This is a genomic window from Erythrobacteraceae bacterium WH01K, assembly GCA_027941995.1.
Taxonomy (GTDB): Bacteria; Pseudomonadota; Alphaproteobacteria; order Sphingomonadales; family Sphingomonadaceae; genus CAJXSN01.
In genome coordinates this window covers 915,110-938,829 of the sequence record CP115966.1, presented here as the reverse complement: position 1 = coordinate 938,829, position 23,720 = coordinate 915,110, and the positions used below count along the sequence as shown (strand labels likewise).

General features: G+C 61.1%; 14 protein-coding genes, 3 tRNA genes and 3 rRNA genes. 7 read left to right on the top strand and 13 right to left on the bottom strand.

The window, feature by feature from the left end:
* Positions 1-7 precede the first annotated feature (7 nt).
* On the top strand, positions 8-751 hold the full coding sequence (locus PF049_04630; protein ID WBY17441.1) for a 3'(2'),5'-bisphosphate nucleotidase CysQ: 744 nt from the start codon (positions 8-10) through the stop codon (positions 749-751).
* A gap of 3 nt (positions 752-754) precedes the next feature.
* Here the strand turns inward: PF049_04630 and PF049_04625 are convergent, their stop codons facing one another.
* From PF049_04625 to PF049_04610, 4 genes are read right to left on the bottom strand one after another with little or no spacing between them, the layout of a single operon-like run.
* Positions 755-1,618, bottom strand: a complete 864-nt coding sequence (locus PF049_04625) for a CoA ester lyase (protein WBY17440.1) — start codon at positions 1,616-1,618, stop codon at positions 755-757.
* Between the two features lie 3 nt (positions 1,619-1,621).
* Positions 1,622-2,074 (bottom strand): MaoC family dehydratase, encoded by a 453-nt coding sequence (locus PF049_04620; protein ID WBY17439.1) that lies wholly within the window; start codon positions 2,072-2,074, stop codon positions 1,622-1,624.
* Between the two features lie 54 nt (positions 2,075-2,128).
* Positions 2,129-3,673: an acetyl-CoA acetyltransferase gene (locus PF049_04615; GenBank protein ID WBY17438.1), complete on the bottom strand. Its 1,545-nt coding sequence runs from the start codon at positions 3,671-3,673 to the stop codon at positions 2,129-2,131.
* 36 nt (positions 3,674-3,709) lie between these two features.
* The gene (locus PF049_04610; GenBank protein WBY17437.1) at positions 3,710-5,461 is read right to left on the bottom strand and encodes a class I adenylate-forming enzyme family protein; all 1,752 of its coding nucleotides are present in this window, start codon (positions 5,459-5,461) and stop codon (positions 3,710-3,712) included.
* 88 nt (positions 5,462-5,549) lie between these two features.
* Here PF049_04610 and PF049_04605 point away from each other — a divergent pair, with 88 nt between their 5' ends.
* Positions 5,550-6,794, top strand: coding sequence for a serine hydrolase (locus PF049_04605; GenBank protein WBY17436.1), 1,245 nt, complete (start codon positions 5,550-5,552; stop codon positions 6,792-6,794).
* 45 nt (positions 6,795-6,839) lie between these two features.
* A complete protein-coding gene (locus PF049_04600; protein ID WBY17435.1) occupies positions 6,840-8,876 on the top strand; it encodes a 3-hydroxyacyl-CoA dehydrogenase NAD-binding domain-containing protein in 2,037 nt (678 codons plus the stop codon).
* 219 nt (positions 8,877-9,095) lie between these two features.
* On the opposite strand, the gene PF049_04595 is transcribed toward PF049_04600, so the two are convergent.
* From PF049_04595 to PF049_04570, 6 genes are all read right to left on the bottom strand, one after another.
* Positions 9,096-9,172 (bottom strand) — tRNA-Met (locus PF049_04595).
* A gap of 102 nt (positions 9,173-9,274) precedes the next feature.
* Positions 9,275-9,389 (bottom strand): 5S ribosomal RNA (gene rrf / locus PF049_04590).
* Between the two features lie 116 nt (positions 9,390-9,505).
* Positions 9,506-12,294 (bottom strand): 23S ribosomal RNA (locus PF049_04585).
* A gap of 267 nt (positions 12,295-12,561) precedes the next feature.
* Positions 12,562-12,637, bottom strand: a tRNA-Ala gene (locus PF049_04580).
* Between the two features lie 27 nt (positions 12,638-12,664).
* Positions 12,665-12,741, bottom strand: a tRNA-Ile gene (locus tag PF049_04575).
* A 203-nt stretch (positions 12,742-12,944) separates the two neighbouring features.
* Positions 12,945-14,433: ribosomal RNA gene (locus PF049_04570) — 16S ribosomal RNA — on the bottom strand.
* Together the 16S, 23S and 5S rRNA genes with 3 tRNA genes alongside form the textbook arrangement of a ribosomal RNA operon.
* A 587-nt stretch (positions 14,434-15,020) precedes the next feature.
* Between PF049_04570 and PF049_04565 the strand changes: the two genes are divergently transcribed.
* The 4 genes from PF049_04565 to PF049_04550 all read left to right on the top strand — a co-directional run bounded on the left by PF049_04565 (position 15,021) and on the right by PF049_04550 (position 21,170).
* Positions 15,021-16,514 (top strand): lipopolysaccharide biosynthesis protein, encoded by a 1,494-nt coding sequence (locus PF049_04565; protein WBY17434.1) that lies wholly within the window; start codon positions 15,021-15,023, stop codon positions 16,512-16,514.
* A gap of 67 nt (positions 16,515-16,581) precedes the next feature.
* Complete coding sequence (locus tag PF049_04560) at positions 16,582-17,586, top strand: retroviral-like aspartic protease family protein (protein WBY17433.1); 1,005 nt, start codon at positions 16,582-16,584, stop codon at positions 17,584-17,586.
* Between the two features lie 94 nt (positions 17,587-17,680).
* Complete coding sequence (locus PF049_04555) at positions 17,681-19,525, top strand: ABC transporter ATP-binding protein/permease (protein WBY17432.1); 1,845 nt, start codon at positions 17,681-17,683, stop codon at positions 19,523-19,525.
* Between the two features lie 151 nt (positions 19,526-19,676).
* Positions 19,677-21,170, top strand: coding sequence for a SulP family inorganic anion transporter (locus PF049_04550; protein WBY17431.1), 1,494 nt, complete (start codon positions 19,677-19,679; stop codon positions 21,168-21,170).
* 95 nt (positions 21,171-21,265) lie between these two features.
* Here the strand turns inward: PF049_04550 and hslU are convergent, their stop codons facing one another.
* From hslU to bamE, 3 genes are all read right to left on the bottom strand, one after another.
* Positions 21,266-22,567 (bottom strand): ATP-dependent protease ATPase subunit HslU, encoded by a 1,302-nt coding sequence (gene hslU, locus PF049_04545; GenBank protein ID WBY17430.1) that lies wholly within the window; start codon positions 22,565-22,567, stop codon positions 21,266-21,268.
* 20 nt (positions 22,568-22,587) lie between these two features.
* Positions 22,588-23,145, bottom strand: coding sequence for an ATP-dependent protease subunit HslV (gene hslV / locus PF049_04540; protein WBY17429.1), 558 nt, complete (start codon positions 23,143-23,145; stop codon positions 22,588-22,590).
* A gap of 78 nt (positions 23,146-23,223) precedes the next feature.
* Entirely contained in the window at positions 23,224-23,646 is a 423-nt protein-coding gene (gene bamE / locus PF049_04535; protein ID WBY17986.1) for an outer membrane protein assembly factor BamE, read from the bottom strand.
* Between the last annotated feature and the right edge of the window lie 74 nt (positions 23,647-23,720).

The window sequence follows — 23,720 nt, the reverse complement described above, 5'->3', positions numbered from 1 at the left end:
CGCCCCCATGACACCCGCCGACATGAACGACGCGCAGCTGGCCGCGCATCTCGCCCATCACGCGGGCCGCATCCTGATGCAGGTGCGCGAAGCAGGCGTGTTCGAAGGCAAGGCGCTGGGCAATGCAGGCGATGAAACCGCCAACCAGTTCCTCGTCCATGCGCTGCGGCATCTGCGTCCCGATGACGGCCTGCTGTCCGAAGAAAGCAAGGACACCCGGGACCGCCTGTCGAAGGAACGTGTCTGGATCGTCGATCCGGTCGACGGCACCCGCGAATATGGGGAGGCGCGCACCGACTGGGCCGTCCATGTCGCGCTGGCGGTCGGCGGCAGGCCGGAAACGGGTGCCGTCGCGCTGCCCGGTCTCGACCTGGTGCTGCGAACAGACGAACCACAGGCAGTTCCCGCCGCAGCGGACAAGCCGCGCCTCGTCGTCAGTCGCACGCGCCCTGCCAAGGAAGCGGTTGCCGTTTCGGAGGCCATCGGCGGCGAACTTGTCGGCATGGGCAGCGCGGGGGCGAAAGCGATGGCGGTCGTGCGAGGAGAGGCGGAAATCTACCTCCACACGGGCGGCCAGTACGAGTGGGACAGCTGTGCGCCCGCTGCGGTGGCACTGGCGCATGGCCTGCATGCCAGCCGCGTCGATGGCAGCCCTCTCGACTACAACCAGGCCGACACCTACATGCCCGACCTGCTGATCTGCCGCCCCGAATGGGCCGAGCGGGTACTGGCCGAAGTGGCCAGGCTTTAAGGCTCAGTCGTCAAGCGCGGCCAGCAATTGCCGGGCGCGTGACAGATGCGGGCGGTCGTACATCTTGCCGCCGCGGCCGATCGTGCCGACACCGGGATTGTCCTCGAACAGGGCAACGACCTTGCGCGCTTCCTCGATTTCGGTCTCGGCAGGCGTGAAGGCCTCGTTGATCGGGCCGATCTGCGCCGGGTGAATGGCGAGCATCCCGCCGAAACCCTGCCGCCGGACAGTCGTCGCACGCTTCGCCAGCCCGTCCAGATCGCGGAAGTCGGTTGCGATCGTCTCGATTGCCGGGACGCCTGCCCTCGCCGCGCCCAAGAGGCATAGGGTACGGGCGAGGATATAGGCGGGGTCGTATTCTCCCGCCTCGTCCACATTGGCCTGCGCCCCGATGGAATCTGAAAGATCCTCCGCCCCCCAACTCATCGCCGCCAGCCGCGGTGCATTTGCATAATTGCCGGCTTCGAACATAGATGCAGCGGTTTCCGTGACCAGCGCCATGACCGGCGTCGAACCGGCCTCGACCCCGTTGGCGACCTCGAACGCGGAGAGGTAATTATCGAGCCGCGCGACCTGCTCGGGCCCTTCCGCCTTGGGCAGCATGATACCGCCCGGCCGCGCAGGCATGACAGCAGCGAGGTCGGCCAACGGCATATCGGTATCGAGCGGATTGATGCGAACCCATAGCCGCTCGCGATCGCCTGCGCCTGAAAGACTATCAGCGACCATCTTGCGAGCATCGGTTTTGACCTCGGGCGCGACCGCGTCCTCAAGATCGAAGATGGCGATATCGGCATCGCTCGCGGCTGCCTTGCCCATTTTCTTCTCGCTATCGCCCGGGGCGAACAGCCAGCTGCGCATCTTCATCGCTCAGGCTCCCTTTTTCTTGAGGAGCGCCATTCGCAGGCAACTGCACACGATTTCGTCACGCTGGTTCAGGCATTCGTGTCGGAACGTGACGATGCCCGCTCCGGGCCGGGACTTGCTTTCCCGAAGCTCGGTCACCTCGCTGGTGGCACGCAGGGTATCGCCGATGAAGGTGGGTTTGGGATGGACCAGCTTGTCATATCCCAGATTGGCCACCAGCGTGCCCAGGGTCGTATCGCCCACGCTGACCCCGACCATGAGGGAGAAGGTGAAGGTTCCGTTGACCAGGATCTGCCCGAACTCGCTCGCTTTCGCCGCCTCCAGATCGAGGTGCAACGGCTGTGCATTGTGCGTCATGGTCGTGAAGAGCAGATTGTCGGTCTCGGTAACCGTGCGCCGGATCTCGTGTTCGATCCTGTCGCCCACACTCCATTCGTCGAAATACCGGCCTGCCATTACCAACTCTCCAATTCTTTCCGGTCCGGCTAGTCGTCGCTGCACCCGGCGTGGTCAACCCTGCTGCGCCTGGGCCCCCGCGTGCCGGAAGTCATTCTTCCCGTCGGCCATCGCGATGGTCACCGACATCCCGAACGGCTCGCCGCCCTCCAGCAGGGACAGCGCGTCGGCATCCGCAGGGACGGCAGCGACCCTCTGCCCGCCCGGGATGCGCGCGACGATGGTGCCCGATGCACCTTCGCGCCCGTGCTGGATCGTATAGGTTTCGATGGTTGCAGGGCCGGAATAACTGTCGAGGCTTTCCACGGCGTCCGGCTGGTCGGGGCAGGTTCGCACCCTCTCGCGTGACCAGTCCGCGGCTTCGGTGGAATAGATGCCGCAGGCATATTTGCTCATGAAGCCGCCATTGGCGACGACCACCGCGGTGCTGCCCGGCTGGTTTCGGCAGCGCGCGACCGCCTCGGCGATAGCATGGGCCGAGTAATTGTTACCCGCGCCGCCGAAATAGGGCAGCCCGCCTGTCAGGGTGAGCCCGCGCGGATCGTCCGGCGCTATCCCCATCGCCTCGATCAGGTTGGATACGGGAATCGGGAAACAGCTGTAGATGTCAAAATGATCGATGTCGCCTTGGGCTATTCCGGCGATTTCCAGTGCAGCATTGGCGCAATCGACCGCGCTTTGCGCTAGGTGGAGATCGGCGCGGTGCAGTACGCTCGCTTCCCTCGCGTCGGTCGCGGCGTGGATATGCACCCAGCGGTCGGGCGGAATGCCCAGCTCTCGAGCTTTGCCGACAGAGGCAATCACGATGGCCGCAGCCTGGTTCACCTGATCGCGCGCGATCATGTCCTTCGTATAGGGTTCGGCCACGATGCGGTTGCGCTGCGTCGGTGTCGCGATGACGTCTGCCGATTTCTCCTTCGGCGACGCTGCATGTGGATTGCCGGCCGCGACTTTGGTGAACGGCGCGAACAGCTCGGCCATGTGGTCCCGATGCTCCTCGAGCGAGCGGCCGAGCACGCTGCGCCGCGCGTTTTCCATCAGCGCATAGGCCGGGATCGCACCGCGCACCCCGTGTGCGATCAGCGTCTGGTCGAGCAGGCCCTTCATTCCGAAGCCGCGATCCTCCAACTGCCCGCCGATCTCCTCGCGCCAGTCGGGTTTTTCGCCCTTCGCTGCCAGCGCGAGCGTGGTGGAAATGGCCTCCGCCCCGACGATGGCGGCCATGTCCGCCCGTCCGTCGGCTATTTCCTGCGCAAGCTCGCCAACCAGTTTCTGCGGCCCCTGCCCGCCGACATATTCGAGAATTGCGCGCGCGGGATTTGCGCCCACGCGCCGTGCAATCGCGCGCGGCGGATTGTCGGCCCGTCCGAATGGAGCCACCGCTGCAGGGGTCGAAATCTCGAATTGCCTTATGGCTGCAAGCACATCGATTGCGCCTGCGACATCGCCTCTTGCCTGCGCATCGGCAATCGCGGCGCCCAATGCCTTCCCGCCGAGGTCCATCGGCGAAAGAGCGGCATAGCCGGGATCGTCCAGCCTTTCCGAAGCCTGTCCCACACCGATGACAACCGGGGTGCGCGGGTCGAGTTCGTCGGTCATGTGCGCTTGGTATCCTGCGTTGCGGGAACGGGTCTGTCAGGCCTCTTCGAACATGGCTTTGAGGTCCTTCTTCAGGATCTTGCCATTGGCGTTTCGCGGCAACATTTCTTCCGCAAACAGGATGCGGACAGGCACCTTGAATTTCGCGAGACGGGCCGCGACCCATGCCATGAGCTCTGCCTCGTCCGCTTCAGTACCGGGCGCCAGGTGTACCATCGCCACCGGTTCCTCGCCCAACGTGCGGTGCGGCCGGCCCAGAACGGCGGCATCGGTGACTGCGGGATGATCGTAGAGGACGTTCTCCACTTCGGAGGAATAGATGTTCTCTCCTCCGCGGATCACCATGTCCTTCGCCCGGTCGACGATGTAGCAGAAGCCTTCTTCGTCGATGCGGGCAAGATCGCCGGTGTCGACCCAGCCATCGCGGAAGGTTTCCGCCGTCGCATCGGGTCGCCCCCAATAGCCCATCACGACCTGCGGGCCGCGCGCATGGAGCGTGCCGATTTCACCGGGGGGGAGCGCGTTGCCCTGCTTGTCGACAACCTTGATGTCGCTGACCGGGACCGGCGGACCGGCGCTTTGCGGGCGATGCAGATAGTCCTCCGCCGAATGGCTGGTGACCGTCGCCATGGTCTCCGTCATGCCCCAGCCATTGCCGGGCATGCATCCGAAGGTTTCATGAATCTTCCGGACCAGTTCCGGCGCTGCCGGCGCACCGCCATAGGCAATCGCCTCCAGGCTCGAGAGGTCGAAATTGTCCCGCTCCGGATGCTCGATCATCTGCCAGGCGATGGTCGGTACGCCGCCGGTAATGTTGACCTTTTCGCGTTCGATGATGCCGAATGCCTCCACTGCATCCCAGCGATGCATGTAGATGAACGTATGCCCCGAAAAGACCTGACCCATCAGGCCGGCGGAACAGGCGGTGACGTGGAACAGGGGTATGACCGTCAGTCCGACCTTGGGCGCGGGAGCAGGAATGGCTTCGCCCCGGCGCAACAGTCCGCGCGCCGCCGCATAGGCGCTGGAGAGGATGTTGGTGGTCAGGTTGCGATGACTTCCCAGGGCCCCCTTCGGCTGGCCGGTCGTTCCGCTGGTGTAGAAAATCGTTGCGGGATCGTCCGGCGCGATTGCGACGTCGGGTATGGATGTGTCGGGCAGGTCGCCCCATTCGTGCGGCGTCCCGATTATGCTTTCCAGCGCCCGCGCATCGCCGTCCAGGGCCCCGGCCCGGGATACCAGTACGTGCTCAAGGTCCGGACATTCGCTGCGTTCGGGCGCGATGCGTTCCCATCGCTCGGCATCGCAAATCAGGAGACGGGCGCCGGAGTCCGACAGGCCGTAAGCCAGCTCCTGCCCTGTCCACCATGCGTTCAGCGGAACGCAGATCGCGCCGATCGAGGTCGCGGCAAAGAACGCCACGGGCCATTCCGGCAGGTTGCGCATCGCCAGCGCCACTCGGTCGCCCTTCCCGACACCACAGGACTGCAATTCCCCTGCCAGCGCAGCGACCGCACGGTACCACGCTTCGTACGGGACACGCTCGTCCTCGAAGATGGTCATCAGGCGCTCGCCATGACTGCGTGCGTGATCGGCCAGGGCGCGCAGCGACGGGGGCGCGTTTTTCCACGTGCGGGTGGGCACGCCGCGAATGTCGTGAGTCTCCATCTCGAACGTCGCGCCCGGGGCGCAGAGAGCCGCTTCTATCTCTGGCAAGGAACTGGCCGGCCAACCCGCAGGCGCCGTCCACTGCGCGCCGGCTGCTACCGTCGATGCGATCTCACTCAACTCGTCTCTCCCGATCGGGTATGTTTTATTCTGCAACCGATGCTAGGTCGGAATCAGAGCGCGCTCAAGCGCCAACCGGGGAGAGTTTATGCCGATACCCTTCGAATGCGCCGATCCGGCGGAACTGGGTTTTGATGCCTCGCGACTGGAGCGCATCCCGCAGTTCCTGAAATCCGGGTATGTCGAAAACGGCCGCCTGCCCATGACACAGCTGATGGTCGCACGCGATGGCAGGCCCGTGTTCTATGACGCGCAAGGGACCATGGGCGAAGATCGCGAGGGATTGAGGGACGAGGCGATCTTCCGGATCGCGTCCATGACGAAACCGGTGACCTCCGTCGCTTTTATGCAATTGGTCGAACAATGCCGGATCGCCCTGGAAGATCCGGTTGCCAAGGTAATCCCCGAACTCGCCGATCTGCGCGTCTATGCAGGTGGCGGCGGGTCCGTGCCCTTCACGCCGGGCGAGCGGGCCAAGCCCATGCGGTTCGTCGACCTGCTAACGCACATGTCGGGCCTGACCTACGGCTTGCAGAACCGGACGAATATCGATGCCGTCTACCGCGACCATAATCTGGATTTCGCGAGAAACCGGCACGATTCCGACGAATATGTCGAAATACTGTCCAGGCTCCCGCTTGAATTCGCACCGGGCCATGGCTGGAATTATTCGGTATCGACCGATGTTCTGGGCATCGCGGTCGAGCGCCTGTCGGGCATGCGGCTGGGGGAATATTTCCGGCAATATATTTTCGAACCGCTGGGCATGACCGATACGGCATTCGGAGTTGCACCGGATCAGGCGGAGCGGCTCGTGGACGCCTACCAGTACATCCCCGGCAAGGCACCGCGAATGATAGACGGCGGCAGGCAGAGCAGCCTGACACAGGGCGGAAAATTCGACAGCGGCGGCGGCGGATTATGCGGAACGATCGCCGATTATCACCGCTTCGCCGCCATGCTTCTGAACGAAGGAACATTGGGAGACGCCCGGATCCTGAGCCCGAAGACCATTCGCCTGATGCGGACCAATCACCTGCCCGGCGGCGCCGACCTGACCGAAATATCGAGCAGCCTGTTTTCCGAGGCGAACAATGCCGGCACCGGTTTCGGTCTGGGTTTCGCCATGGTCATCGACCCGGCCAGGACCCTGATGCCTTCCAGCCCCGGCGAATTCTACTGGGGCGGTGCCTATTCGACCGCCTTCTTCGTCGATCCGCTGGAGGGGATCACCATGGTCTTCATGACGCAGGTCTACCCCTCCAGCATCTATCCCATTCGCCGCCAGCTGAAGACGCTGATCTATTCCGCGCTGACGGAAAGCCGCGCCTGACGCCTGGCCCAGCACCCTTCGATAACGAAACACAAGGAGAGACACATGACTTCACCGATCCGCACAGTGCGACACGACGACGTCCTGGTCATCATATCGGACAACCCGCCGGTGAACGCGCTGGGCCAGAAGGTTCGCGAAGGCCTCAAACAGGGCATCGAGGAAGCCCTGTCGGACGACAGCGTGAAGGCGGTTGTCATCCGCTGCGACGGCCGGACCTTTTTCGCTGGCGCCGATATCACCGAATTCGGCAAGCCGCCCGTCGGCCCGAATCTGCCCGAAACGCTCGATGCGATGGAGGCCAGCGACAAGCCCGTGATTGCGGCGATCCATGGCACGGCCCTTGGCGGCGGCTGCGAGGTCGCGCTCGCCTGTCACTACCGCGTGGCGGTGCCAAGCGCGAAGCTCGGTTTGCCCGAGGTGAAACTCGGCCTGATACCGGGGGCCGCTGGCACACAGCGCCTGCCCCGCGTGGTCGGCGTGGAGAACGCCCTTCCCATAGTCGTCCAGGGAAATCCGATTTCGGCCGGCAAGGCACTGGATATCGGCCTGCTCGACAAGATTTTGGACGAAGACAGCCTCGAAGCGGACGCGATTGCCTTCGCCCGCTCGCGCATTGGCAGCCCCGTGCAGCGCAGTTCGGAAGGGACCGCGCATGAGGACGGCATCAAGAACCCCTCCCTTTTCGACGAGTTTCGGGCCAAGCATGCCCGGAAAATCCGCGGCGTCCATGCTCCCGAGGCGGCCATCCAGGCTGTTAAGGCGGCTACCGAGATGGACTATGCCGACGGGGTCCGGAAGGAACGGGAACTGTTCAGCGAACTGATGGGCGGCACGCAAAGTGCGGCAATGCGCCACTATTTCTTTTCCGAGCGCGCAGCCAACAAGATCGACGACATCGATCCCTCCACCCGCCCGATCGAAATCGCAAAAGTCGGCATCATCGGCGCAGGCACCATGGGTGGCGGCATCGCCATGAACTTCCTTTCCGCCGGCATCCCGGTCACCATGCTCGAAATGAAACAGGAAGCGCTGGATCGGGGAACAGGCGTCATCCGCAAGAATTACGAGCGCACTGCGGCCCGCGGGCGGATGAAGCCGGAACAGGTCGAACAGGCGATGGGCCGGCTGTCGACGACGCTCGACTATGCCGATCTCAGCGACTGCGACCTGGTGATCGAAGCCGTCTACGAAAGCATGGACGTCAAGAAGGACGTCTTCGGCAAGCTCGACGACGTGATGAAGCCAGGCGCGATCCTTGCGTCGAACACCAGCTACCTCGATGTGGACGAGATTGCACAGGCGACGAAGCGCCCCGGATATGTGCTGGGCCTTCATTTCTTCTCGCCGGCCAACATCATGAAGCTGCTGGAGATCGTGCGCGGCGCAGAAACGCGCGACGATGTCCTGCTCACCGCTATGAAACTGTCCAAGACGATCGGGAAAGTGGCCGTCGTGTCAGGCGTATGCCATGGCTTCATCGGCAACCGCATGCTCAGCCCGCGGCAGGAACAGGCCAATGCCCTCATCCTCGAGGGTGCGAATTACTGGGATGTCGATGATGTCCTGCTCGAATTCGGCTTTCCCATGGGACCGTTCCAGATGGCCGATCTGGCGGGCATCGATATCGGTTGGCACCGCGACCCGACCAAGGTCACGACCCTACGCGAGGCGCTGTGCGCCGCGGAACGCTTCGGACAGAAAAACGGAAAAGGCTTCTACGACTACGACGAAGCACGCAATCGGAGCCCTTCCGAAGAGGTTCAGGCGATCATCAAGGATTTCGCCGCTAAAGCCGGCCACACCCAACGCGAAATATCGGCCGATGAAATTCGCGAGCGCCTGCTTTATCCGATGGTCAACGAAGGGGCGCTGATCCTGGATGAAGGCATGGCGCAGCGTGCAAGCGACATCGATGTCGTGTGGATCAACGGTTACGGCTGGCCGCTGACCACAGGGGGGCCGATGTTCTGGGCAGACACGATTGGTCTCGACACGGTCGTTGCCGGGCTTAAGAATCACGATTTGCCGGTAAGCGACTACCTGCGAGCGAAGGCAGAAGAGGGCGGAAGCTTCAACTGATATTCGAAGGCGAAAGGCCGGGTTGGACCGATGTCCGACCCGGCTTAGCCTTTCCGCGCCTTCGTCTCAGGCGTCTCTCCTGCGGGTTGACCCCATCCGAAGTGCGTGGGGCAAAGTTCGACCTACGAGCCATCCTGCGATTGAGTCCTGCCGGTCAAACGCAAAAAAGCCCCACTGCGAACAGTGAGGCTACCGCGATGTTGCCAAACGAGACATCGGTGGTTGCGGGGGTTGGATTTGAACCAACGACCTTCAGGTTATGAGCCTGACGAGCTACCGGACTGCTCCACCCCGCGTCACCGGTTTATCAGCGTGCAGAGACGCCAAAAGGGCTGCCCTTGTAGGGTCAGCCCTTTGACTTGTGAATGGGTTTTGCAACCGCGCCCGCAAGCTACAATGCCTGGCGGCGACCTACTCTTCCAGTGCTTGAGCACTAGTACCATCGGCGCTGTCTGGTTTCACGGCCGAGTTCGAGATGGGATCGGGTGGGTCACAGACGCTTTGACCACCAAGCAATGAAGCTTGCGTGCGGGTTTAATCGATGCACCTCTTTCGAGGGTAATCAGTGGGCGATCTGGCTGTGAGGATCCTCCCCAACAACAGCAGGGCTGTCATTGACAGTGCAGACTCTCAAGCGCGATCAGAACTATTAGGACTGGTTAGCTCCACGTATTACTACGCTTCCACACCCAGCCTATCAACGTCGTGGTCTACGACGGTTCGAAGATACCTTATCTTAAGGGAGGCTTCCCGCTTAGATGCTTTCAGCGGTTATCCCGTCCATACATAGCTACCCTGCGGCACCCTTGGCAGGATGACAGGTACACCAGAGGTATGTTCACCCCGGTCCTCTCGTACTAGGGGCAACTCCTTTCAAGTATCGACGCCCACGGCAGATAGGGACCAAACTGTCTCGCGACGTTCTGAACCCAGCTCACGTACCACTTTAATTGGCGAACAGCCAAACCCTTGGGACCTGCTCCAGCCCCAGGATGTGATGAGCCGACATCGAGGTGCCAAACGATTCCGTCGATATGAGCTCTTGGGAATCATCAGCCTGTTATCCCCGGCGTACCTTTTATCCGTTGAGCGATGGCCCTTCCACGAGGGACCACCGGATCACTATGACCGACTTTCGTCTCTGCTCGACCTGTCGGTCTCGCAGTCAGGCAGGCTTATGCCATTGCACTCTCGCAGACGGTTTCCAACCGTCCTGAGCCTACCATCGCGCGCCTCCGTTACTCTTTAGGAGGCGACCGCCCCAGTCAAACTACCCGCCATAGAGGGTCCCTGATCCGGATAACGGACCTAGGTTAGACATCAGAAAACAACAGGGTGGTATTTCACAGGTTGGCTCCACTCGGACTGGCGCCCAAGTTTCAAAGCCTCCCACCTATTCTACACAATTCTTTCCTAATGCCACTCTAAAGCTGCAGTAAAGGTGCACGGGGTCTTTCCGTCTAACCGCGGGTACTCCGCATCTTCACGGAGAATTCAATTTCGCTGAGCATATCCTGGAGACAGTGGGGAAGTCGTTACGCCATTCGTGCAGGTCGGAACTTACCCGACAAGGAATTTCGCTACCTTAGGACCGTTATAGTTACGGCCGCCGTTTACTTGGGCTTCAATTCGGAGCTTGCACTCCTCCTCTTAACCTTCAAGCACCGGGCAGGCGTCAGACCCTATACGTCGTCTTGAAGCCGACTTAGCAGAGTCCTGTGTTTTTGATAAACAGTCGCTACCCCCTGGCCTGTGCCCCCTGAAAAGAGTTGCCTCGATTCAGGGCCTCCTTCTTCCGAAGGTACGGAGGCAATTTGCCGAGTTCCTTCAGGATACTTCTCTCAAGCGCCTTGGTATACTCTACCTGACCACCTGTGTCGGTTTCGGGTACGGTCTATATGAAGAGGCTATTTCCTGGATCTGCTTGGCAGCCCGTTCAATCCAGTAAGAACGAACTACATCCACAAACCGTCACACATCTTCAGGCCCACGAATATTAACGTGGTTCCCATCGACTACCCCCTTCGGGCTCGTCTTAGGGGCCGGCTTACCCTGCGCCGATTAGCGTTGCGCAGGAACCCTTGGTCTTTCGGCGAAAGGGCATCTCACCCTTTTTATCGCTACTCATGTCAGCATTCGCACTTCCGATATCTCCACCGTCGGTTACCCTTCGGCTTCATCAACTTACGGAACGCTCCGCTACCGCTGCAGTAAACTGCAACCCTAAGCTTCGGTGCATATCTTTAGCCCCGTTACATCTTCGCCGCAGGAACCCTTATTTAGACCAGTGAGCTGTTACGCTTTCTTTAAAGGATGGCTGCTTCTAAGCCAACCTCCTGGTTGTTTTGGGATTCCCACATGCTTTCCCACTTAGATATGACTTGGGGACCTTAGCTGTAGGTTAGGGCTGTTTCCCTTTTGACGACGGACCTTAGCACCCGCCGTCTGTCTGCCAGACAAGACTCGATGGTATTCGGAGTTTGGTTAGGTTTGGTACCGCTCGCGCAGCCCTAGCCCATCCAGTGCTCTACCCCCATCGGCATACATCTGACGCTCTACCTCAATAGATTTCGCGGAGAACCAGCTATTTCCCGGCTTGATTGGCCTTTCACCCCTAAACACAGCTCATCCGAGAATTTTTCAACATTCAACGGTTCGGTCCTCCAGTGCATGTTACTGCACCTTCAACCTGGCCATGCCTAGATCGCCGGGGTTCGGGTCTAATCCAACATACTCATTCGCCCTATTCAGACTCGCTTTCGCTGCGCCTACACCTAACGGCTTAAGCTTGCATGCTAGATTAAGTCACTGACCCATTATGCAAGAGGTACGCTGTCACTCCCTATGAAGCTCCAACTGCTTGTAAGCATTCGGTTTCAGGTACTGTTTCACTCCCCTAATCGGGGTGCTTTTCACCTTTCCCTCACGGTACTGTGTTCGCTATCGGTCATGCACGAGTATTTAGGCTTGGAGGGTGGTCCCCCCATGTTCAGACAGAATTTCACGTGTTCCGCCCTACTCAAGTCCTTTTCAATCACTTTTACATACGGGGCTGTCACCCGCTATGGCCACACTTTCCAGAGTGTTCTGTTAGTTCATGAAAAGGCACTGGCCTGGTCCCGGTTCGCTCGCCACTACTACGGGAATCTCGGTTGATGTCTTTTCCTCCGGGTACTGAGATGTTTCAGTTCCCCGGGTTCGCTTCACCAAGCCTATGTATTCAGCTCGGTGATACCTTGTCCACCTCTCTCAGATCACCAGAAGGTAACCGGAAAGAAATGGTGAAGGTGGGTTTCCCCATTCGGAAATCGCCGGATCAAAGTTTGCTCACAACTCCCCGACGCTTATCGCAGCGTGCCACGTCCTTCATCGCCTGTGCATGCCAAGGCATCCACCAAATGCTCTTACCTCACGCTTGAGAATCCACACCATCAACGACAGACCTGCATAAAAGTCTGTGCGCTTGAAGATGGCGCGGAGGATAATCTCAGCCAGATTATTACATCTGATAATGCAATGCAGCAGATTTCAGTCCCTATGGTCCTAAGACCAGCAGAACCGATTTCCGTGCATTACGGCATCGATTAAAAAACCCATTCACAATGTCAAAGACGGCGATCGAAATCACCTACCCGCCAGATGCGGGATCCGTTTTCTTTTCATCCTGGAGATACTGTCGAGTATCTGGTGGAGCCTATCGGGATCGAACCGATGACCCCCTGCTTGCAAAGCAGGTGCTCTCCCAGCTGAGCTAAGGCCCCTTTAGATACAGAGTGCTACCTTGGCAATGGTGGGCCGAGGAGGATTTGAACCTCCGACCTCACCCTTATCAGGGGTGCGCTCTAACCAACTGAGCTACCGGCCCTCCGCGCCAACTGGCCGAACAGCGCCGGGCGGCGCCAAATCGGCCGAAGGCAGCAAGAACGCCAGCTCAGGCAAATACAGCAAACGCTTTGCAGCGAATGCTGATCTCCAGTGATGAAAGGACATGAGGACGACGGCAATGTTCTTTGGAACTTGCGAAGCACTTCCGATGGCTAGCATCGGCGCTTTCGCAAAAATCCTTAGAAAGGAGGTGATCCAGCCGCAGGTTCCCCTACGGCTACCTTGTTACGACTTCACCCCAGTCGCTGATCCCACCGTGGTTAGCTGCCTCCAGTAAACTGGTTAGCGCACTACCTTCGGGTGAAACCAACTCCCATGGTGTGACGGGCGGTGTGTACAAGGCCTGGGAACGTATTCACCGCGGCATGCTGATCCGCGATTACTAGCGATTCCGCCTTCATGCTCTCGAGTTGCAGAGAACAATCCGAACTGAGACATCTTTTGGAGATTAGCTAACCCTCGCGGGATCGCTGCTCACTGTAGATGCCATTGTAGCACGTGTGTAGCCCAGCCTGTAAGGGCCATGAGGACTTGACGTCATCCCCACCTTCCTCCGGCTTATCACCGGCAGTTTCCTTAAAGTGCCCAACTAAATGATGGCAACTAAGGACGAGGGTTGCGCTCGTTGCGGGACTTAACCCAACATCTCACGACACGAGCTGACGACAGCCATGCAGCACCTGTCACTAGGTCCCCGAAGGGAAGGAATCTGTCTCCAGAAACCGTCCTAGGATGTCAAAGGCTGGTAAGGTTCTGCGCGTTGCTTCGAATTAAACCACATGCTCCACCGCTTGTGCAGGCCCCCGTCAATTCCTTTGAGTTTTAATCTTGCGACCGTACTCCCCAGGCGGATAACTTAATGCGTTAGCTGCGCCACCCAAGCTCTATGAGCCCGGACAGCTAGTTATCATCGTTTACGGCGTGGACTACCAGGGTATCTAATCCTGTTTGCTCCCCACGCTTTCGAACCTCAGCGTCAATACCTGTCCAGTCAGTCGCCTTCGCCACTGGTGTTCTTCCGAATATCTACGAATTTCACCTCTACACTCGGAATTCCACTAACCTCTCCAGGATTCTAGCCATCCAGTTTCAAGGGCAGTTCCGGGGTTGAGCCCCGGGATTTCACCCCTGACTTGAAAAGCCGCCTACGTTCTCTTTACGCCCAGTAATTCCGAACAACGCTAGCTCCCTCCGTATTACCGCGGCTGCTGGCACGGAGTTAGCCGGAGCTTATTCTCCAGGTACTGTCATTATCATCCCTGGTAAAAGAGCTTTACAACCCTAAGGCCTTCATCACTCACGCGGCATTGCTGGATCAGGCTTTCGCCCATTGTCCAATATTCCCCACTGCTGCCTCCCGTAGGAGTCTGGGCCGTGTCTCAGTCCCAGTGTGGCTGATCATCCTCTCAGACCAGCTATAGATCGTCGACTTGGTAGGCCATTACCCCACCAACTATCTAATCTAACGCGGGCCCATCCAAAGGCGATAAATCTTTGGTCCGAAGACATTATCCGGTATTAGCAGTCATTTCTAACTGTTATTCCGAACCTAAGGGCAGGTTCCCACGCGTTACGCACCCGTGCGCCACTCACTCCGAAGAGTTCGTTCGACTTGCATGTGTTAGGCATGCCGCCAGCGTTCGTTCTGAGCCAGGATCAAACTCTCAAGTTTGTGTCACACACCAGACAAGCACGGGGATAACCCCGTTAACCTGCTTGGCATGAGCTTCAAGGAGCCGATACCTGCACTGTCAAACGTAATGGATACGAATGAACATGCATCATCACAAACCACCTGTGGAGGTGATCAGGATGTGGCGTCGGCTTGAGTTAACCGGTTACCGGAGCCTTGAGGTCCCCGGACCGGGCGCCGTCGCCCACATGTCCCTTCATCAAAAACTAACAATGTCAAAGAGCCGACCAACATACTGTGGCGGACAGCGATTGGGCCCCCAATTTACACCGGGGGACCGGCTATCCGAATATGTTGGCGACCGGTTGCTGCGGGGCCGTTGAAGCGTCCTCGTTGCGTCCGGTGAGAGGGCATATATGGGGGGCTTTGATTCTGGTCAACACGGTTTTGCAATTTTGTTTCAAAAAAATCGAAAAATCCCAGATTTCCGCGGGTTTCAGATGGCACTTTTCTGACAGCCAAAATCACCCCGAATGGCCCGCCCCGCGCAAATCGGCGCGAATCCGCCCGTGAATCGGTGAATCGGCTGCAAATCCTTCATCATTTCTGCCTAGTTCGGCCCCATTGTGATCGAGGCCGCGCCCCAAACAGAATCAGAAGACACGGGATTCGCCTCGCGAGTCCGTTCCGCCGTCGCTTGGCGATGGGGCAGCCAGCTGATCGCGCAGATCATCGCCTGGACCTCTACCCTTATAGTGGTGCGGTTGCTGGAGCCCGGGGACTATGGCCTGTTCGCCATGACCCAGGTCGTGCTGGTCGCGCTGAACTTCCTCAACGGTCACAGCTTCGCGACATCCCTTATACAGGCTGACAAGGTGGACGAGCGCCGCATCGGCCAGGTCTTCGCCATGCTCGTCATGCTCAATGCCGGGCTGGCGGCTTTCCAACTGGTGATGGCTCCGGTTGCGGCCGACTATTACAACCAGCCGCAGGTCGAGACGATATTGCGGGTGCAGGCCCTCATCTTCTTCACCACGCCTTTCATCGCGCTGCCGACCGCCCTTCTCTCGCGCCGACTGGAGTTTCGCAGCCAGGGCCTGGCCAACATGACGGGCGCAATCACCGGCGCGGTAACCGCGTTGGGCATGGCGTGGCTGGATTACGGCGTATGGACGCTGGTGGTGGCGCCGATCGTAGGCTTTGCATCGCGCGGCATCGTGCTGACCTGGGCAGCGCGCCTTCTGGTCTGGCCGGTGTTCGACATGAGGGGCGCAGGCGATCTTATCAGTTTCGGCGGTGCGCTGACGATCTGCCAGCTGTTCTGGATCGTCCAGAGCCAGAGCGACATCTTCATCGCCGGGCGCTCTTTCGACCTGCATGACCTCGGCCTCTATTCCGAGGCCCTGTTCCTGACGCTGATCGTGACGGGCCGGTTCCTGCCCCCGATCAACGAAGTGGCCTTCCCCGCCTATGCCGAACTGCACAAGGCCGGCAAACCGCTCGGCCCGTTCTTCATCACGACGCTGCGGACCGTCCTGCTGGTGACCGCACCTATATATATAGGGCTCGCCCTGACGGCGGACGAGGCGGTGTATACCCTGTTCGGTCCGAAGTGGACGGAGATGGCGCCGATCGTTGCCGGCCTTTCGCTGGCCATGCCCCTGATGGCGCTGCAGATCATATGCAGTCCGGCGACCAATGCGATGGGCAAACCTTCCGTCTATCTGGCGACGAACGGATTCGGAGCGCTTCTTTATCCCGCGCTGTTCCTCCTCGGTGTGTCCGCCGGACCGATGGGCCTTGTCCACGCATGGTGGGCTGCTGCGCCGTCGCTTCTTATCGTAACGCTGGCGCTGACCTTGCCGAAGGTCGGCGTTGGCTGGCGGCAGCTTGCCGGGGCCCTCGCACCCTGCCTGGCCGCAACGCTGGCCATGGCTCTTATAGTGATGTGGGCAAAGCCGATGCTGCCGCCCCTGCCCCCGCCCGTTACCCTGCTGCTGGTCGGCGTGCTCGGTGCGTCTATCTATATAGGGGTGCTGCTGGTCATCGCGCGGCCGGCCCTGCGAGAGATCCGGACATTCATCCTCCACCGCGAACTGGACCCCGCCGCCACGGCCTGACGGCCATATTTTGCCGGTTGATAGGCATGTGATATCTCCTGGCCGCGAGGGGTTGATGGAGAGAGGCATGGCGGGACAGCTGAAAAGCACGGGCATTCGAGCGTCTCTGACAGCAGCGGCCGCCCTCGCTCTGGCCCCGATCGCTGCACAGGCGGCGCAGACCACGTCCGAAACCATCCGGTCCATCGAACAGCGGATGAGCATGATAGAAGGCGACATCGTGTCGCTGACCAGCGATCGCCATCGCCGCATGACCGTGCTGGTGACGATAGCAGGCGAGGGTCCGTTCGATTTCATGATCGACACCGGGGCGCAGGCGACCGTCGTGACGCCCGAACTGTCGGAACGCTTCGCCATGACGCCGGCCGGCACGGCGACCCTTGTCGGGATGAGCAGCACGGCAGAAGTCACGCTGGTCGACCTCGACGGGCTCGAATTTGCCGGAAGGCAATTCGACAATCTCAGGGCGCCGCTGCTGCAGGAACGCCATATCGGGGCGGACGGTATCCTCGGTCTCGATTCGCTGCAGGACCTGCGCGTCGTCATCGATTTCCGGAGCCGTACGCTGACCGTGGGCGACGCCTATGAAGAAGAAGCCGGCGATTCTTTCGAGATCGTCGTGCGTGCCAGGCGCAAGCTTGGGCAGATGATCATCACGAATGCGCGGGTCGATGGCGTGCGTACCGCCGTCATCATCGACACCGGCGCCCAGAGCTCGGTCGGAAATCTTGCGCTCAAACGGAAGATGAGGAGCAGGGCCGCCGGGCAGAGCGTGGCAACCGATGTGAACGGCGTGACCACCACGAGCGATTATTCCTTTGCGCGAAAGGTGCGGATTGCCGACCTCGAACTGTCGCGCGTGCCACTCAATTTCGCGGACGGCCCGGCCTTCGCCGCGCTGGGCCTCGCCGACAAGCCGGCGATCATCCTGGGAATGGGAAGCTTGCGCAGTTTCGACCGGGTGGCGATCGACTTTGCCACCAGGGAAGTCCTCTTCGACCTGCCGGGCGCGGCAGGTCCGCGCAAGAGGGTGCGGCCCAACTCGCGTGCCACGCGAATTGACCACATCTAGCCACGCAATCCCCGCATCCGCACCCGCCCCCGCACCGGCGTCTCGCACGGACGGCCCATTGCCGCAGCGCCGCCTGCACACCACATAGCGCCCCGTGCCTCCCGATACCGCTCTTCCGAATGATCGCCCCCCGGCCGACGGCTGGGCGACGATACGCCGCTTCCTCCCCTACCTCTGGCCGAGCGACCGGCCCGACCTGAAGCGCCGCATCATCGGCGCGATGGTGATGGTCCTGCTGGCGAAAGGCGTCGTTCTCGCCACGCCGCTGGCGATGAAATACGCGGTCGATGCGATGGCGGGTGCAAACGATACCGGGCGCGATGCGCTCTGGCTGGTCGCGACCGGATTCGTCCTTGCCTATGCAGGGGCCCGCTTCCTGTCGGTAGGATTCGACAATATCCGCAACGTGATTTTCGAGCGGGTCGGCCAGGTCGCGACCACCGATCTTGCAGAGGACGTCTTCCGGCGCCTGCACCGGCTATCGCTCCGCTTCCACCTGTCGCGCCGGACGGGAGAGGTGACGAAGACCATCGAGCGCGGGACGAAGACCATCGATTCGATGCTCTATTTCCTGCTGTTCAACATCGCGCCGACGATCATCGAGCTGATCGCGGTGGGCATCATCTTCTACACCCTCTTCGGGGCCGAGCTGGTGATCGCCACTGCGGCCGTGGTCGTCGTCTATATCGCGATCACCCGCTGGATTACCGAATGGCGCACCAAATTGCGCGCGCAGATGAACGCCATGGACGGTACCGCCCTTGGCCGCGCGGTCGACTCGCTGCTGAATTACGAGACCGTAAAGTATTTCGGTGCCGAATCGCGGGAACAGGACCGCTACGCCAGCGCCGCGCGCGAATACCAGCAGGCTGCCGTGAAGAGCGAAAACTCGCTCGGCCTGCTCAACATCGTCCAGTCCTTCATCACCAACGCCCTGATGGCAGGCGCGATGGCCTTCGTGGTCTGGGACTGGAGCCGCGGGAACCTGACGGTCGGCGACCTGACGGCGGTGAACATGTATCTGATGCAGCTGTTCCGTCCGCTCGACATGCTGGGCTGGGTCTATCGGACGATCCGGCAAGGCCTCGTCGACATGGCCGAGATGTTCCGCCTGATCGATACGGAAGTCGAGGTCGAGGATGTCCCGGGCGCGCCGGCCCTCACCCCCTCCCCGCCGACCATCGCGTTCGAAAACGTGGTCTTCGGCTACGATCCGGAACGCACCATCCTTCACGGGCTGAGCTTCGAGGTCGCCGCCGGTTCGCGCACCGCGATCGTGGGTCCGTCGGGCGCGGGCAAGTCCACTATCGGGCGGTTGCTCTTCCGCTTCTACGATCCGCAGGCGGGCCGCATCCTCGTTGCCGGGCAGGATATCGCCAAGGTTCGGCAGGACAGCCTGCGCCGTGCCATCGGCATCGTTCCGCAGGATAGCGTGCTGTTCAACGACACGCTGGGCTACAACATCGCCTACGGGCTGCCGAGCGATCTTGGCACGGCGAGCGAGCAGCAGATTATCGATGCGGCCCGCGACGCCGCGATCCTGCCATTCATCGAACGCCTGCCCGGAGGGATGGATACGCAGGTCGGCGAGCGCGGCCTCAAGCTGTCGGGCGGTGAGAAGCAGCGCGTAGCCATCGCTCGCACGCTGCTGAAGGATCCGCCCATCCTGCTGTTCGACGAAGCGACGAGTGCGCTCGATTCGCGGACCGAGCAGGAAATCCTCGCCACGCTCGACCGGGTCAGCCGTGATCGCACGGCACTGGCGATCGCGCACCGGCTGTCCACCATTGCCGATGCGGACGAGATCCTGGTCCTAAACGAAGGCCGCCTCGAAGAGCGGGGAACGCATGCGCAATTGCTGCGCCGGGATGGCCTGTACGCGGAGATGTGGGCCCGGCAGCAATCGGACGGGGACGCGCGCGCCGAAGCGGCGGAATAGCATTCTCCTTCGCGGTCGCTGGCGGTCCCGAATCGGCGAAACCTTGTGCTGCAGTGCAGCGAAGCGTAGGGCGCGGGCGAACCATATCCTGCCCCTGCCGACCGCGGCATGGCGGCTTCCAAACGAAAATCCGGGAAACATCATGACCGCAATGGCTGCGACGTCTTCGTTCAAAGACGACTGGTTCGGTAACATCCGCAAGGACATCCTGGCCGGCATCGTCGTTGCCCTTGCCTTGATCCCCGAAGCCATCGGCTTCTCGATCATCGCCGGCGTCGATCCCCGCGTCGGCCTTTACGCCTCGATCGCGATCGCCATGGTCATCTCCTTCACCGGTGGACGCCCCGGCATGATCAGCGCTGCGACAGCCGCGGTGGCCGTCGTCGTGATCCCGCTGGTGCAGGAATACGGGGTCGAATACCTCTTCGCCGCGACGATCCTGATGGGCATCTTCCAGGGTATCGCCGCCATCCTGCGGCTCGACCTGCTGATGCAGTTCGTCAGCCGCAGCGTCATTACCGGCTTCGTCAATGCGCTGGCGATCCTGATCTTCATGGCGCAGGTGCCGCAACTGGTCGGTGTCGGCTGGCAAACCTATGCAATGGTCGCCGCCGGCCTCGCGATGATCTACCTGATTCCGCGCGTGACGACCGCCGTGCCCAGCCCGCTGGTGGCAATCATCGTACTGACGGTTCTGTCGATCTGGCTGGATGCGCCGGTCAACACGGTTAGCGACATGGGCGAATTGCCCGAAGGTCTGCCCTATTTCATCGTTCCGGATGTGCCGCTGACGCTGGAGACGCTGCAGATCATCCTGCCCTATTCGCTGACAATGGCAGCGGTCGGCCTGCTCGAGTCGCTGCTCACCGCGCAGATCGTCGACGACATGACGCATACGGGCAGCAACAAGCAGCGCGAAAGCGCAGGGCAAGGCGTGGCCAACGTGGTCGCGGCGTTTTTCGGCGGCATGGGCGGCTGCGCCATGATCGGCCAGTCGGTGATCAACGTGACCAGCGGCGGCCGCGGACGCCTGTCCAGCTTCACCGCGGGTCTATCCCTGCTCATTCTTCTGGCCGTGCTGGGACCAATCGTCGGACAGGTTCCGATGCCCGCGCTGGTCGCGGTGATGATCATGGTCAGCATCGGGACCTTCAGCTGGAACTCGATTCCCAACCTTACGCGCCATCCGTGGCAAAGCAGCGTCGTCATGCTGGCGACCGTCATCATGGTGGTGTGGACTCACAACCTTGCACTGGGCGTGCTGGTCGGCGTGCTGCTGTCGGGAATCTTCTTCACCGGCAAGGTGCGCAGCATGTTCGGCGTGGTCCGCACGCGCGAGGCGGACACTGCGACCTATGTCGTGACCGGCCAGATCTTCTTCGCCAGCGTCGATCGGTTCAGCGAATCCTTCGGTCGCGAAAGCGCGCGGCCCGACCCCGCCGATCACGTCATCATCGACGTCAGCCGAGCCCATTTCTGGGATATTTCGGGTGTCGATGTCCTCGACAAGGTGGTCGAGCGCATGCGCCGTAACGGCCGCAGCGTGCAGGTGGTCGGACTGAACGAGGCGAGCGCGGATCTGGTCGACAGGTTTGCCATGACGGACAAGACCGGCGTGGAAATCGGCCTGGCTCCGCATCCCTGAACGGGTTCTCGGGGCTGCGTGCCTCCTGGCATCACCCGCACACCGGAAATTCGTGACCCGTCCAGCGCCTTCTCGCGCCGGACGGGTCAATCGTATCAGAGGATGTACTTGCTGAGATCCGTATCCTCGGCGAGGTCCTTGAGCCGCTCGCGCACATAGGCCGCATCGACCGTCACGGTCTCGCCCGCATGATCTTCTGCATCGAAACTGATGTCTTCGAGCAGCCGTTCCATGACAGTCTGCAGACGGCGTGCACCGATATTCTCGACGCCTTCGTTCACCTGCGCGGCAATGCGCGCGACTTCGCGGACAGCGTCTTCGGTGATGTCGAGAGTGACGTCCTCCGTCCCGATCAGCGCCTTGTACTGCGCCACCAGGTTCGCCCGCGTTTCGCTGAGGATGGCGACAAAGTCTTCCTCCGTCAGCGCGCGCAGCTCCACGCGGATGGGCAGCCGGCCCTGCAATTCAGGGAGCATGTCGGACGGCTTGGCGACATGGAAGGCACCGGAGCCGATGAAAAGCACATGGTCGGTCTTCATCGGCCCGTGCTTGGTCGACACCGTCGTTCCCTCGATCAGCGGCAGCAGATCACGCTGCACGCCTTCGCGGCTGACGCTTCCGCCGCGCACATCGCTGACCGCGATCTTGTCGATCTCGTCCAGGAACACGATGCCATTCGTCTCGGCATTTTCCAGCGCGACGCGGGCGACGTCGTCCTGGTCCATGCGCTTTTCCGCTTCCTCGTCGACAAGACGGTCCCACGCATCAGGAACCTTGAGCTTACGGCGCTTGGTCGGCTTCTTGCCCATCGCCTTGCCGAACATGTCGCTAAGGTCGATCATGCCGACATTGCCGCCCATGCCGGGAATATCCATCGGCATGGAAGGAGCTTCCGTCACGTCGATTTCGACCTCCACGTCGTTCATCGCGTCGTCGGTGATCCGCTGGCGGAAACTCTGGCGAGTCGCCTCGCTGGCATTGTCGCCCACCAGAGCGTCGAGCAGCCGCTCCATCGCGGCTTCGCTGGCCGCTTCGCGCACGGCATCGCGGCGGCGGTCCTTCTCGAGCCGGATCGCGTCCTCGACCAGGTCGCGGGCGATCTGTTCGACATCGCGGCCGACATAACCCACCTCGGTAAACTTGGTCGCCTCGACCTTCACGAAAGGGGCATCGGCCAGCTTTGCCAGCCGGCGGCTGATCTCGGTCTTGCCGCAACCGGTCGGGCCGATCATCAGGATGTTCTTGGGCGTCACCTCATCGCGCAGATCCGCGCCCAGGCGCTGGCGGCGCCAGCGATTGCGAAGGGCCACGGCAACGGCGCGCTTGGCGTCCTTCTGCCCGATGATGTGTTCGTCCAGAGCGGCGACGATCGCCTTGGGGGTCAGTGCTTCGGTCATGAAATTCGAAAGTTTCCTGATCAGACGGTCTCTAGGGTGACCTGGTCGTTGGTGAAGACGCAGACCTCGGCGGCCACGGCCATGGCCCGGCGCGCGATCTTCTCCGCATCGTTCTCGTAATCGGAAAGCGCCCGGGCTGCGGCCAGCGCATAATTCCCGCCGCTCCCGATCGCGGCAATTCCGCCCTCGGGCTCCAGAACGTCGCCATTGCCGGTCAGGACCAGGAGCGTGTCCGCATCGGCCACGATCATCAGGGCTTCGAGATTGCGCAGGTACTTGTCGGTCCGCCAGTCCTTCGCCAGTTCGACCGCGGCACGCATGAGCTGGCCGTTATACTGGTCCAGCTTGCGCTCCAGCCGTTCGAACAGGGTGAAGGCATCGGCAGTCGCGCCCGCGAATCCGGCGACGACCTTCCCGTCTCCGATGCGGCGCACCTTGCGGGCGTTCGGCTTCATCACCGTATTGCCCATGGAAACCTGGCCGTCGCCCGCAACGACAATCTTGTCGCCGCGCTTGACGCCGATGATGGTGGTGCCGTGCCACGGCGTCAGGCCGTGGGCTTCGTGTGAACTGCTCATGCCCCGCGATATGGGGCGCAAGGCTTCCGTATCAAGCCGGACGCCAGCGGAAAGGCCGACCTTCCCGCAGGCTAAACCTCAGTTGCCGGGACCGACCGGCGCATTGACGGTGCCGATATTTCCGAACAGGTCTTCGAAGAAGCTGCGTTCGCGGCCCAGCGTCGGCGTCTCGTCGCCATCCGGCGAGAGATAGACGACGTCTTCGATGCCCGAATTGTCGACCGATACGACATTGCCCGCTTCGTCGAACCGGACGGCGAGCACATTGTGCATCTCGATCCGCGGACGAACGAAGGGTTTGCGGCCCGTCGTGCTGGAAACGTAATACCAGATCGGCTCCCCGAACTGGCTGGTGAAGCTGGGCCGGCCGAGCGTCGATTCGACCGAACGGCGATTGTCGATCCCCGGCTGGATGGAGCTTGTGAGCTGTTCGCTGGCGATATAGCCCGCGCCTTCTGTGATGGAGGTGCAGCCACCCAGGCTGAGGGCCAGCGTTGCCATGGCCAGTACCGGCGCCAGGGCAGGCTTGGCAGAATTCCGCCGGCGCGCATTGGACAGCTTCATCACTCTCGATC

Coding starts and splice junctions, on each gene's coding strand:
- PF049_04605 (WBY17436.1), top strand. CDS start 5,550: ATGCCGATACCCTTCGAATGCGCCGATCCGGCGGAACTGGGTTTTGAT.
- hslU (WBY17430.1), bottom strand. CDS start 22,567: ATGACCGAAGCACTGACCCCCAAGGCGATCGTCGCCGCTCTGGACGAA.
- hslV (WBY17429.1), bottom strand. CDS start 23,145: ATGAGCAGTTCACACGAAGCCCACGGCCTGACGCCGTGGCACGGCACC.
- bamE (WBY17986.1), bottom strand. CDS start 23,646: ATGGCAACGCTGGCCCTCAGCCTGGGTGGCTGCACCTCCATCACAGAA.
- PF049_04600 (WBY17435.1), top strand. CDS start 6,840: ATGACTTCACCGATCCGCACAGTGCGACACGACGACGTCCTGGTCATC.
- PF049_04560 (WBY17433.1), top strand. CDS start 16,582: ATGGCGGGACAGCTGAAAAGCACGGGCATTCGAGCGTCTCTGACAGCA.
- PF049_04630 (WBY17441.1), top strand. CDS start 8: ATGACACCCGCCGACATGAACGACGCGCAGCTGGCCGCGCATCTCGCC.
- PF049_04620 (WBY17439.1), bottom strand. CDS start 2,074: ATGGCAGGCCGGTATTTCGACGAATGGAGTGTGGGCGACAGGATCGAA.
- PF049_04625 (WBY17440.1), bottom strand. CDS start 1,618: ATGAAGATGCGCAGCTGGCTGTTCGCCCCGGGCGATAGCGAGAAGAAA.
- PF049_04615 (WBY17438.1), bottom strand. CDS start 3,673: ATGACCGACGAACTCGACCCGCGCACCCCGGTTGTCATCGGTGTGGGA.
- PF049_04550 (WBY17431.1), top strand. CDS start 19,677: ATGGCTGCGACGTCTTCGTTCAAAGACGACTGGTTCGGTAACATCCGC.